This is a genomic window from Paenibacillus sp. LjRoot56, assembly GCF_964253335.1.
GTDB lineage: Bacteria > Bacillota > Bacilli > Paenibacillales > NBRC-103111 > Paenibacillus_E > Paenibacillus_E allorhizoplanae.
Genome location: NZ_CAXURV020000001.1, coordinates 2,558,444 through 2,570,778 on the forward strand (window position 1 = coordinate 2,558,444; position 12,335 = coordinate 2,570,778).

Genomic DNA, 12,335 nt, shown 5'->3' on the forward strand with positions numbered 1-12,335 from the left:
GTGAATAGCTGAAAAATAACTATTGCGGAAACAACTGTTTTTTGTATAATTCTAAGGTATAGATGGAAGGGGCGATACTTGATATGATGCAGCTCGTATCTGTGTTTATTGATGATATGGACGTGGATTGGCAAAAGGCGGAGGAGCCGACCTTGACAGACATGTTGATTCTTGTGACGCACGGGAAAGTGAATTATGTGGTCGACGGTGAACCGGTTCATCTGGAGAAAGGCGACTTTCTATATATCCGGCAAGGTGTCAAGCGCTCTGGAACGAATGCACCAGACGGCCCGCATGTGAAGTATTCCTCGCATTTTCATTTGCACACTGGACAGTCTGGCCAGGAAATGAAAGCGTTATCTAATGTTGAACCCTACCGGAAGGTCAAAGCGCAGCAGTTCGATTACGTCAAACAGCGTTTTAGCACGCTTGCGCAGCATTGGTTCGGCCAGCGTGAGCATGCCGACATCATCTGCACCGGAATCGCCACTGAGCTGTTTGGCTATTTCGTGCAGGAAACGTCGGAAGAGCGATTTGGCTTTGCCAAGCTAAGACTTATGCGTGAGGTTCAGGACTATATTTCTGCCCACTACCGCGATCGGATCCGCATTGAGGAGCTGTCCCGACTCGTGGACCGCGCTCCCAATTATGTTACGCAAACGTTCAAGGAAGTGACGGGCATGACACCGATCACTTATCTGCATCACATTCGGGTGCACTCGGCACGTGATTTAATCCTCAATACAAGAATGACAATCGGAGAGATTTCGGAGTATTTGGGATATAGCGATCAGGCTCATTTCAACCGTGTGTTTAAAAAAATAATGGGCCACCCGCCTTCAGCTGTGCAGCGGGAAGTCCAAAGAGGTGGCCTACGATGAAGCTGCTTAATCGGCTGCATTCGATCCAATTCAAGCTAACACTTACCTTTCTGCTTATCTTGCTGCCGCTCGTTAGCGTCAGTGTTTTCGCTAATAACTATTCCCAGTCGATTCTGGACGATCAGATCAGCGACCGTACGCGAGGAGCGCTGCTGACGACGCTCGAGTACGTGGATCAACTGACTAAAAACATGGATCAACAAACATTGCTTATCGCTTTGAATTCGTCCATTGTCGATATTTGGAACAATATCGATAACCCTCTTAACCCTGACCATTTGTATGGACTGCATACGGTACAGCAGCAGCTGTCCGCACTTACCAATGTAAATGGTTCTATCAAAGAAGCGTTTATCATTCATGGGGAAAGCGGGAACGGTGTATCCACAATGACCGGAGGCTTGAGATGGCCAGATGTGAAGCAGGAGTTTTGGTTCAAGCAAACGGTGAACTCGAATGGCGGACTTGTGGTGCATGTACCGACGGCCAAAGTCGGTGGACCGTCAGCCTATCTGAATAACGATATGATTTATTATTCCCGGCTACTCGATATGCAAAGCAACAGCAAGGAGCCGAACGTGCTCGTGCTTGCCGTGGATAAGGCTTCCTTTCGCAAAATCATTCAACATCTTCAGACATCCGATAATATGAACATCAGATTGTCCTATAATAACGGTTTCGTGTTGGAGACAAATCCTGGCGCCATGCACGGGAATGGCAATGAGGCCGATGTGATGTCGATCAAAGAAGAGAGCAACTTCTGGTCGATCGAGCTGGAGCAACCGCGTTCGGAATTGTTCAAGCTGACGCATAGGCTGCAACAGTTCACGTATTTGATCATTGTTATCAGTATCATCATGGCGATATGGATCGCGTGGCTCGTCTATGTGGAAATTTCTAAACCTCTGCAGAAGTTGCTGGCGGCGTTCAAGCAGTTTAGTGGCGGCAGCCTGAATACACAAATTGTACATCGGCGGAAGGATAAATTCGGTGCCGTCATGAACGGTTTTAACCGGATGGCGGAAGCCCAACGGCTATTGATTGAGGAGGATTACGAGAAGGAGCTTCGGCTCGCCAAATCGGAGTTCAGCCTCCTGCAATCGCAGATTAACCCACATTTTTTATACAATACGTTAGATTCGATCTACTCAGTTGCCTTTAAGAATAAAATTCACGAGATTAGCGAAATGGTTATTAATCTTGCACGATTTTTTCGGGTCAGTCTCGGTAAGGGACGTGAGACGTTTACGCTGGAAGAGACGGTTCAGCACCTGATGTACTATATCCGGGTACAGCAGATCCGTACGGATCATTTTACAGTTCAGATTACGCTGGAGGAATCAACCAAATCGATTCAAATCCTGAAGCTGCTCCTGCAGCCTGTTGTGGAGAACGCGATCATCCACGGGCTGGAACGAAACTCCAGTGGTGGGGAACTGCGGATTAGCTCCCATCTGGCGGGCGATACCTTATTGATACAGGTGGAGGACACAGGAATGGGGATTCCGTCGGAGAAAATGAAGCACCTTAGCAGCGAGCTAAGCGCGATTACTAGCCATTCGTACCGGATTTCGAAGAGCAGTCCGCCTGATATGTATTTTGGACTGAAAAATGTAAAGTCACGACTCAAACTGTACTACGGCGAACAGGCAGATCTGCACGTACACAGCGTGGAAAATGAGGGAACTCGGGTTACGATTACAATTCCATTAGGGAAGGACGAAGCGCGATGAAATTGTTAATTGTGGAAGATGAACTTTATGTCCGGGAGAGACTCGCGGAGGGGATCGAGTGGACTGAGGTGCAGATTGAACTGGCGGCTGCCGTGTCAACGGGCAAAGAAGCGATGTCCGTGCTTCAGAATGATCATATCGATATTGTGCTGACGGACATTCGGATGCCGGAAATGGATGGTCTGGAACTGGCGAGAATGGTCAAACGGCAATACCCTCATATTAAGCTGCTGATTTTGACCGGGCACGACGATTTTGACTACGCTCGGGAGAGCATTGAGCAAGGCGTATTCAAATATTTAATTAAGCCAGCTGAGAATGAGCAGATTGTGGCGGCAGTGCTGGAAGCGAAAGTACTGCGGGAAAAAGAGTTAAACGAAAAGCATAATACGACCCTGCTGGAAATGAGGTGGAACGAACATCTGCCCCATCTGAAGGAACTATTTTATAAAAATTGGTTGAATGGCCGGTATTCTGCCTGGGAAATCGATCGGAGAGGACATGACCTTGCCATTCGATTAGAGAACCGAAAGGCATTGCCCATTATTCTAGATATGGATCCAATACCTGAAGGAAACGAGCGGTTTGAGGTGAAGGATCGACAGTTGGTGCAGTTTTCACTGTTTACGATTGCCCGGGATGTGCTGGAGAATGAGAATTGCGTTGTTGTGCAGGATGATGATAGCTTGACAGCAGCTATTTTCTTCGCTTCTACGGACGTAGGTGACGAGGTGATGAAAGGGCTAGTGAATGGGCAGATTCTTGCGCTGCTGGAGACGGTTAAGGACACACTGAAGCTGACTGCAAGTGCGGGCATAGGTACGCCGGTGGCTGAGAGTTCCTTGCTGCCCCGTGCTTACAAGATGTGCCGTCTTGCCCTGCAGGAGAGAATTATTCTCGGCAACGGCGTTGCGATTCCATATCGTGACGATACGCCCGAAGAGGATTCTTGGGATGCGCTACAAGAGATCGAACGTGAGTTTGAGGCGGTGATCGAAGCGGGCAGCCAGGAAGAGCGAAGAGAGGAACTCGTCCGTCGTATTATGGAGACGGGGTTCGCCAGCGGTATACCCGTGGTGGAAGCACGAGAGGTCTTGTTTCGGATGGCTTGCTTACTTGCACGGATTGTGCATGCGCAAGGCTGGACGCTGCGTGGTACGTTGAAGAGCGATTACGAGGACTTCGAGTCGTACACGTCTTTGCTTACCCGGGAACAGATCGAAGGCTGGTTGAATCGGATGGCTGGGCGAATTAGTTTGGCCATCGCACAGAGAAGGCAGTCCAGCTCTCAGCGGACCGCACATGAGGTTATGCGGTTTATTCAAGAGCATTTGCATAAGGAAGAGCTAAGTTTACATTTTGCAGCGGAAAGCATGTACATCAATTATTCGTACTTAAGCCGAATTTTCAAAGAAACGATTGGGGAATCGTTCTCCAGTTATGTGCTGCGGCTTCGGATGGAGCGGGCCAAGGAGTTATTGAGCACAGGAGTCAAGGTATCTGACGCCACGGAACAGGTTGGTTACCGTCATATGAACTATTTCTCCAAAAGCTTTCAGAAGTTCTGGGGCGTTAAACCGAGCGAGGTTAACAAATAATGGCCAATCTTTCGATTGGCTTTTTTTTCGTGAAGGAAGTAAAAATAGTTGCAATGAAAGTAAAAGGATTGGTATACGCTTTCAAATCAACAACAGATATAATGAGGGCACAGAAGTTCAAATCCAGCATCTCGGAGAGGAGAGATCCAAAATATGAAAGCCTCAGTCCCTGCCACAGCATCCCATGTGCTGACAAGCAAGCGAGCCAATCGCCATCCGCTGCTTAAGTATTGGGATCTTTATTTGATGGTTCTGCCAGCGCTGGTATTCCTGCTAGTGTTCAAATATGGACCGATGTACGGAGTCGTGATTGCCTTTAAGGACTACAACATTATGCAAGGGGTATTTGCAAGTAAATGGGTTGGTCTTCAGTACTTTCGTGAATTGTTCATGTTCGATGAGTTCCCAAGAGTGGTCATAAACACGCTAGTTATCAGCCTGATGAAGTTGGTTGTCGGGTTCCCGGCTCCGATTTTGCTCGCACTACTGCTCAATGAGCTTCGTTTGGTGAAATTCAAGCGCTGGGTACAGACATTTACGTACCTGCCGCATTTCATTTCGTGGGTCGTTATCGGCGGAATCGCTGTCGACTTGCTGTCACCGAGCAGCGGTATTGTGAATAAAGCGATTCAAGCATTTGGCGGAGAGCCGATCTTCTTCTTAACTAGCGAGAAGTTGTTCCGCTGGATTCTCGTGTACACCGATGTATGGAAGGAAGCCGGCTGGGGCGCTATCATTTACCTAGCGGCATTGCTCAGCATCAATGAGGAATTGTTCCAGGCAGCCACAGTGGACGGGGCTGGACGGCTCCGACAAATCTGGCACATCTCCCTGCCGAGCATCCGCTCAACGATTATAATTCTGCTTCTACTGCGAATTGGTCATTTACTTGATGCTGGATTCGAGCAGGTGCTTGTGATGTACAACCCGACCGTATACGATGTCGGTGATATTATCGATACGTATGTATTCCGAGTGGGATTAGGGACCATGCAGTTCGGACTGACTACGGCGGCTGGGTTGTTTAAATCAGTCATCGGTTGCGTGCTGTTAGTTATTGCTAATACGCTTGCCCGGCGAATGGGTGAGGAAGGAATTTACTAACCTAGAGAGGTGGTGCCTGTGTGATTCGTACTAGAGGAGAAACCGTATTTGGTTATTTTAACGTGTTCATACTTTCCGTCATCTCACTGTCGATGATTCTGCCGTTCATCCACGTGGCAGCCAAAGCATTCAGCAGTGAAGCCCATGTGCTAGCCAAGGACATCCTGTTATGGCCTAAGGGTATAACGACGATTTCCTTTGAATACGTGCTTTCAAATAAGCAATTTTACTATTCGTTCGGCAACTCGGTGTTTATTGCCATCGTAGGGACGATAATCAGCATGGCGCTAACGGTGCTTGCAGCTTATCCGCTTTCCCGTAAAGGATTACCGTACACTCGCTTTATGATGTTACTGTTCGTCATCACCATGTTCTTCAATGGTGGGCTGATTCCGACGTACCTCGTGGTGAAGCAAGTTGGGCTGCTCAACTCCCTATGGTCGCTCATTTTACCAACTGCGCTCGCACCGTTTAATATGATTTTGATCCGCAACTTCTTCATGGGCGTACCAGACTCGTTGGAGGAATCTGCCCGAATGGACGGTGCCTCAAACTTGCGGATTCTGACCTCGATCTACCTGCCGTTATCCGTACCTGCACTGGCTACCGTCGGCATGTTCTACGCAGTTGGCTACTGGAATGCTTTCTTCCAAGCCATGATGTACATCACCGACCGGCAGTTGATGCCGCTTCAAATGTTTCTTCTTCAACTCGTAACCGATGAGAAGTCAGCTGATCTGGTTGTGAATGATGTATTCCGCGAAGTCACCCCGGAAACGATACGGGCGGCGGCCATTCTGTGTGCGGTAGTTCCGATTCTGTTTGTGTATCCGTTTATTCAACGATATTTCGTCAAAGGGGTTATGTTGGGCGCAGTCAAAGGGTAATGGCCAACCTGCTAGCACGCCCGTTATTTCATATATAAACACTTTAGGGGAGGTTTTATTCGATGAAAATTCAAAAAACAGCGCTTGTGAGCATGTCTGCTGTCCTGCTGGTTGGGCTTGTTGTAGGGTGCAGCAGTAACAATGCTGCTCCTGCCAGCACAAACGCAGGGTCGACAAGTTCAAGTGGAACGGTCAAAAACAAGGAATTGAAAGTGATGCGTATGTATCATCCTGCCATGGAACAATACAAGGGCAGCGACACCATTAACGATAATAAGTTGGTGAATGTTCTGAAGGAGAAATCCGGATATAACGTGAAATTCGAGTCGCTGCCTAAGGATAATCCCAACCAGAAGATATCGATCATTTTGGCTTCAGGTGATGTACCAGATATTATGTGGATCCCTGGCAAATCCGACTACTTTAAACTGGCGCAGCAGGGGGCATTCGAGCCACTTGACGAGCTGGTCAAAACAAATATTCCCAATCTAGCTGCATTTCTCCCCAAAGAAATTCTCGACGCCTCCAAGCTGGATGGCAAAATGTACGGTATTCCAGTACGCGTTGCACAAAAAGTTGGCAACGGCCTTCTGGAGCGCTCCGACATACTGAAGGAGCTCAGTCTGAAAGAACCGACGACGATGGACGAGATGTATACGACGCTTAAAACAATCAAAGAGAAAAAGAATATGGCGCCTCTCACAGGTGCCGCTGGAAATCCGGGTGCGTTTATGGCGTCCTTCCTGCCTTACGCATCTGCATTTGGGGTAGGTAACTCGACGGTAACTAAAAACGGCAAGTTAGAATTCTCATGGCTGCAACCGGAATATAAAGAATACCTCACGACCATGAAGAAGTGGTATTCCGAAGGATTAATCGACCAAGAATTTGCCATCAATAAAGACATAAAGGATAAGATGATCAACGGCTCTGCCGCTTTCGGCACTGTGTATTGGGGTGATGCGCTGACGATCGATACATCCATCAAGGATAAAAAGACCGGAGGAACCTTGCAGTATATTGCACCTGTTAGCGGCAAGAACGGAGCAGCAGGCTTCCAAGAAGAAGGTATTCCAGGCAACTACATCGTTATTCCGAAGCAAGCTAAGAACAAGGAAGGCGCAGCTGCCTTCATCAATTACATCATGAATGCAGATACGGACAAATTTTTGACTTACGGAATTGAAGGTCAGGATTACAAGGTAGAGAACGGGCAAATCGTGCAGACACCGGAACAGAGCAACAATATTCCATGGCGGACACTCTACTTCTTTGGTGACAGCGACCCGAGCTTCAATGCACGTTTGAAGGTAAAAGGATTCCTTCCGTATTACGAGCCCCTGCTGAAATTTAAGCAGAATCGAGAAGAAACCTCCTACGCACCTTCGATTGAGGCGTACGACACCAAATTTACAGAACTGCGCAACTATACAGAAGAAAATGCGTTGAAATTTATTATGGGTAAACGCGATCTTGGCGAGTTTGATAAGTTCGTACAGGAATTCAACGCCAAGGGCGGCAAAGCTGCCATCGATGCGATGAACGAATGGTTTACCAAAAAGAAATAAGAAACTTTGGAGGCTTCATACATGAAGAAGGATATTGCAATCATCCTCAACCATCCGGATTTAGTGAGTTTTTGGGACTTTCAAGAAGGGCCTGGGCAAGCACGCCACTCGATGGGAAGACAGCCATATGCCCTGGAGGAAGGTGGAGGGCCGGTAGAACGAGACGATGAAGGCGTATTCGGTCCATTCAGCGCACTGCTGGAGGAAGGGAAATGGTTTCGAATCCCCCGTGAACACCTCCAAGATCTGAACATGCATGGTGAGAACGCTAAGGTGACGGTAGCGGCTTGGGTTAAACGCAGAAAGAAATCCAATAATGAATGCGAATTCATTGCTGGCATTTGGAATGAAACGAATAAGAAACGCCAGTACGGGCTATTCCTGAATTTATCGATTTGGGAGAGCAGCCAACAGGTGTGCGGCCATGTATCGTCCGTAGGCGGTCCGACACCTGGCTATCGCTGGTGCATGGATTCATCAATCGGTAAAACGGAGATTCCTCTTGAGGAGTGGCATTTTGTTGCTTTTACTTACGACAGCCAGTATGTGCGGTCCTATGTAAACGGGATACTAGATGAACGCCCGATCCGTAATCCTTATTATTACCCTGGCGGCCTTTTCGATGGCGGGCAGGACGGTGCTGATTTTACCGTTGGCGCAGTGGATCGTTCTCAGGAGATCGGTAATTTCTTTGTCGGCAGCATCGGTGGATTAGCTATTTATAACAAAGCGTTAACCAATGAAGAGATGTACCAACTGGCTTGTTTGTAAAAGAGGAAGGGTCCCACTAGCCATGGTTGTGGCGGGGGACCCTTTTTTGCGTTCATGCAGGGAATATGGTTGTGTAGCATGCAAGAGACAAGTCTGCACAAGTTCATAAATGCAAATGAGCATCATTTTATATCCAACGTAGCACTTAATCTAAAATTGATGCGAAAGTGCAACCATTTCTGCCTTCAATGTTAGTTTTGGCACTTTATGGGTCCTGAAAGATGCTCATTCGCATTTATTTATCGAGGAGTGGCCGTTTTCCTCTGAAATTGATGCCTTATTGCAACTTTGACCATTTACGCTCGCACTTTCAGTGGTTCCCTACAAAATTTATTTAACTACAACGCGTACCCGGCATAAATTTAACACTTGCGTATAAAAGTCGCTGTCATTGCCTTCCATCTATTCGAAGAAATTAAGTTGCAACAGCTTTCGGTTGTGTCGGGGCTTAACACGAGCTATTTGTCCCAATTGTTCAAAAAGGAAACTGGATTAACGCTGACAAATTACATCCAATGGGAACGTGTTGAGGAGGCAAAGAAGCTGCTCGACCATTCCAATGACACGATTTCCATGATCGCTGCGAGACTCACCTTCTATGATCAAGCCCATTTCGTTAAGGTTTTCAAGAAACACGCGGGGGTAACGCCAAAGCAATATAGAAATCGTCGTTAGAGGACGAGTGAATCGCATTCGTAAGGAGGTTGTGGCCCTCTATAGGGCTTTTTTGCGTTATATTCTGAATTTGTAATCCGTTGCCGTCATAAAATGAAGGAGAAAGTAGTGGTAATTATTCTACAAATATGAAAAATTAAAATTAAAGGGGAAGATGAACATGCAAATCGCACGTAAATTTGCTTCAGTACCCTCCAAGTTACAGGGCGGCCGCACCCAAGAACTCATGGATAAAAGACAAGCATTCGTACCCAGAGGTGTTGGCAACAATACACCCATTTTTGTTGAAAAGGCAGAAGGGGCATTGATTTATGATGTGGATGGTAATGTGTTCATTGACTTTGCCGGTGCCATCGGAACGCTGAATGTGGGCCATTGCCCGCCTGAAGTTGTCAAAGCTGTGCAAGAGCAGCTTGAAAAATATATTCATCCTTGCTTTCATGTCGCTATGTATGAACCCTATCTACAGCTAGCTGAGAAATTGGCACAAATTACGCCTGGCAGCTTTCCAAAGAAAACGATCTTTCTGAATAGCGGTGCGGAAGCGGTTGAAAATGCAGTGAAAATTGCTAGGAAATTTACAGGGAAATCAGGTATCGTCTCCTTTTCGCGAGGATTTCATGGTCGGACACTCTTAGGCATGTCGCTTACAAGCAAGGTCAGACCCTATAAGTTCCAGATGGGTCCGTTTGCTCCGGCCACCTACAAAGCACAATTTCCATATCCGTTGAATCGTCCGCCAAGCATGTCGGAGACAGATTATGCGCTTTATTGTGTTCAGCAATTTCAGGATTTCCTCCTTACCGAGGTTGCACCGGAGGAGTTAGCAGCGGTCATCATGGAGCCGATCCAAGGTGAAGGTGGCTTCATCGTTCCTCCAAAGGAATTTGTTCAAGGTATATATGAGATTTGCAAAAGTAAACAAATTCTGTTTATTGCCGATGAAATTCAAACAGGTTTCGGACGTACGGGAGAAATGTTCGCTTCGACACATTTTGGGATTGAGCCCGATTTGATGACGATGTCCAAATCCATTGCGGCAGGCTTGCCGATATCGGCAGTTACGGGACGTTCGGAGATTATGGATGCACCTGCACCTGGCGAAATCGGTGGGACCTATGGTGGAAGTCCACTGGGATGTGTGGCGGCTTTGGCGGTTATCGAGAAGATGGAACGCGAGAATCTCGTAGAACGATCACGTGTTATCGGTGAGACGATCCGTGGATTCTTTACGGACTTACAGAAGAAAATCCCGCATATTGCCGAGGTGCGAGGATTAGGTGCGATGTGTGCAATCGAATTCGTACATCCCGATACGAAAGAACCTGATAAAGCGAATACAGCTGCGATTCAAAAAGGCTGCTATGAAGCAGGGGTCATCCTATTAAGCGCTGGGGTGCACAGTAATGTGATTCGTTTTCTGACTCCACTCGTAATTACGGATGAAGAACTTGCTGAAGGCCTTGATATCATCCAACATGTTATTCGTGACCAATATGCCCAAGATAGAAAGTAGGAGTGCAGATGATAAGGCATTTGTTTATTAACGGACAATGGAAAGAAGCTGCTCGTTATGAAGCACTTTACTCACCTTTTTCAGGTGAATGGATTGCAGACGTGGGGTATGCGAATGAAGCAGAAACGGATGAAGCCATCCAAGCTGCGCAAGCAGCTGCACCGGTCATGGCCCAGATGCCTGCGCACGAACGTACGACTATTTTGAATAAAGTCGCTGAAATAATAGAAAAACGGAAAGAGGAGCTCTCCCATCTTGTGGCTATGGAAGCAGCTAAGCCGCTCAAGACCGCACGAGGCGAACTCGCTCGGACGATTCAAACGTATAAATTCGCGGCGATGGAAGCAAGTCGAATCCATGGTGAAACGGTACCTCTGGATGCAGCTCCTGGCGGAGAGGGACGCATAGCCTTTACGCTGCGCAAACCGCTGGGTGTGATCGCGGCGATAACGCCATTTAACTTCCCCTTTAATTTGGTAGCGCATAAAGTCGGCCCTGCGATTGCGGCGGGGAACACGATAGTACTCAAACCCGCAGGGCAAACGCCACTCTCTTCCTTGATACTTGCTGAGATTTTCCAAGAAGCGGGACTTCCGAAGGGGGCACTGAATGTTATACCTGGACCTGGTGCGGTTGTGGGAGAGAAGCTCGTGAGCGATCCACGGGTGAAGGCTGTTACCTTCACAGGTAGTCCTGCCGTCGGGATTGCTATGAAAAACAAAGCCGGTTTAAAGCGAGTTACCTTAGAGTTAGGTTCGAATTCAGCTTTACTGATAGACAAAGCCTACGAGATTACAGATGAGTTAATCAGTCGCTGTGTGCTCGGTGCATTTTCATATAGTGGTCAAGTATGTATTTCCATTCAACGGATTTTTGTCCATGAGCAGCATCATGATGATTTTATGAATAGATTCAAAGCGCAAGTGGAGAAATTGGTAATTGGTGACCCGCTGGAAGAGTCAACGGATGTATCGGCGCTGATTAGTGAGAAAGAAGTCCGTCGGATGCAGAATTGGGTAGACAGTGCAGTCTCCAAAGGAGCCGTTGTGATCACCGGCGGCAAAGAGTTGAATTCTCGGCTATATCCACCGACCATTTTGACGCATGTAGCTGCTGATGAACCTATTTCCTGTGAAGAGGTGTTCGGACCAATTGTTACGGTTTCCTCTTTCACCTCGCTGGATCAAGCCATAAAGGATGTAAATCATTCTCGCTATGGACTACAAGCTGGCATCTATACGAATGACATCCGTGCCGCGATGCGTGCTGCTGAGCAGTTGGAAGTAGGCGGCGTCATGATTAATGATTTCCCTACATTCCGTGTGGATAACATGCCTTATGGCGGTGTGAAGGAAAGTGGATTCGGACGGGAAGGTATCCGATATGCGGTTGAGGAATTGACGGAGCTGAAGTTCATTTCAATCAAATTATAGGCGTGGATGAACAAAGGAGTTAGGTGGAAAAAAAGAAGAACCGGCAGAAATGCCGGTTCTTCTTACTAAATATGTATTTACACACAAGGAAGCTTTATGTTAGAATACAAAGACTATTGTCTGTTGATTTAAATGTAAGACATAGTTATTACATTTTATCTTTAATTAA

10 protein-coding genes are annotated in these 12,335 nt (G+C 47.2%); all 10 read left to right on the forward strand.

Features of this window, described 5'->3' with window-relative positions; all coding sequences use genetic code 11:
• Positions 1-62: 62 nt before the first annotated feature.
• Positions 63-881: a helix-turn-helix domain-containing protein gene (locus ACSQ8O_RS11395; RefSeq protein WP_436241658.1), complete on the forward strand. Its 819-nt coding sequence runs from the start codon at positions 63-65 to the stop codon at positions 879-881.
• Entirely contained in the window at positions 878-2,614 is a 1,737-nt protein-coding gene (locus ACSQ8O_RS11400; RefSeq protein WP_436241659.1) for a sensor histidine kinase, read from the forward strand. Before ACSQ8O_RS11395 ends, ACSQ8O_RS11400 begins: the two co-directional genes overlap by 4 nt.
• Positions 2,611-4,212 carry a response regulator gene (locus tag ACSQ8O_RS11405; RefSeq protein ID WP_436241660.1) on the forward strand — a complete coding sequence of 534 codons (1,602 nt, stop codon included), beginning with the start codon at positions 2,611-2,613 and terminating at the stop codon, positions 4,210-4,212. The genes ACSQ8O_RS11400 and ACSQ8O_RS11405 overlap by 4 nt, the downstream gene beginning before the upstream one ends.
• Positions 4,213-4,365: 153 nt before the next feature.
• The gene (locus ACSQ8O_RS11410; protein ID WP_236285956.1) at positions 4,366-5,316 is read left to right on the forward strand and encodes an ABC transporter permease; all 951 of its coding nucleotides are present in this window, start codon (positions 4,366-4,368) and stop codon (positions 5,314-5,316) included.
• A 20-nt stretch (positions 5,317-5,336) separates the two neighbouring features.
• A complete protein-coding gene (locus tag ACSQ8O_RS11415; protein WP_436241661.1) occupies positions 5,337-6,203 on the forward strand; it encodes a carbohydrate ABC transporter permease in 867 nt (288 codons plus the stop codon).
• 62 nt (positions 6,204-6,265) lie between these two features.
• Positions 6,266-7,771 carry an extracellular solute-binding protein gene (locus ACSQ8O_RS11420; protein WP_436241662.1) on the forward strand — a complete coding sequence of 502 codons (1,506 nt, stop codon included), beginning with the start codon at positions 6,266-6,268 and terminating at the stop codon, positions 7,769-7,771.
• A gap of 21 nt (positions 7,772-7,792) precedes the next feature.
• On the forward strand, positions 7,793-8,542 hold the full coding sequence (locus ACSQ8O_RS11425) for a LamG domain-containing protein (RefSeq protein ID WP_436241663.1): 750 nt from the start codon (positions 7,793-7,795) through the stop codon (positions 8,540-8,542).
• A 369-nt stretch (positions 8,543-8,911) separates the two neighbouring features.
• Positions 8,912-9,217 (forward strand): helix-turn-helix domain-containing protein, encoded by a 306-nt coding sequence (locus ACSQ8O_RS11430; RefSeq protein ID WP_436241664.1) that lies wholly within the window; start codon positions 8,912-8,914, stop codon positions 9,215-9,217.
• A gap of 160 nt (positions 9,218-9,377) precedes the next feature.
• Entirely contained in the window at positions 9,378-10,733 is a 1,356-nt protein-coding gene (gabT, locus tag ACSQ8O_RS11435) for a 4-aminobutyrate--2-oxoglutarate transaminase (protein WP_436241665.1), read from the forward strand.
• Positions 10,734-10,741: 8 nt separating this feature from the next.
• Positions 10,742-12,166, forward strand: a complete 1,425-nt coding sequence (locus ACSQ8O_RS11440) for an aldehyde dehydrogenase family protein (RefSeq protein ID WP_436241666.1) — start codon at positions 10,742-10,744, stop codon at positions 12,164-12,166.
• Positions 12,167-12,335: the final 169 nt, after the last annotated feature.

Bases quoted from the DNA above. Each gene is read 5' to 3' on its own strand.
- ACSQ8O_RS11410 (WP_236285956.1), top strand. From the start codon at position 4,366: ATGAAAGCCTCAGTCCCTGCCACAGCATCCCATGTGCTGACAAGCAAG.
- ACSQ8O_RS11395 (WP_436241658.1), top strand. From the start codon at position 63: ATGGAAGGGGCGATACTTGATATGATGCAGCTCGTATCTGTGTTTATT.
- ACSQ8O_RS11400 (WP_436241659.1), top strand. From the start codon at position 878: ATGAAGCTGCTTAATCGGCTGCATTCGATCCAATTCAAGCTAACACTT.
- ACSQ8O_RS11405 (WP_436241660.1), top strand. From the start codon at position 2,611: ATGAAATTGTTAATTGTGGAAGATGAACTTTATGTCCGGGAGAGACTC.
- ACSQ8O_RS11425 (WP_436241663.1), top strand. From the start codon at position 7,793: ATGAAGAAGGATATTGCAATCATCCTCAACCATCCGGATTTAGTGAGT.
- ACSQ8O_RS11440 (WP_436241666.1), top strand. From the start codon at position 10,742: ATGATAAGGCATTTGTTTATTAACGGACAATGGAAAGAAGCTGCTCGT.
- ACSQ8O_RS11420 (WP_436241662.1), top strand. From the start codon at position 6,266: ATGAAAATTCAAAAAACAGCGCTTGTGAGCATGTCTGCTGTCCTGCTG.
- gabT (WP_436241665.1), top strand. From the start codon at position 9,378: ATGCAAATCGCACGTAAATTTGCTTCAGTACCCTCCAAGTTACAGGGC.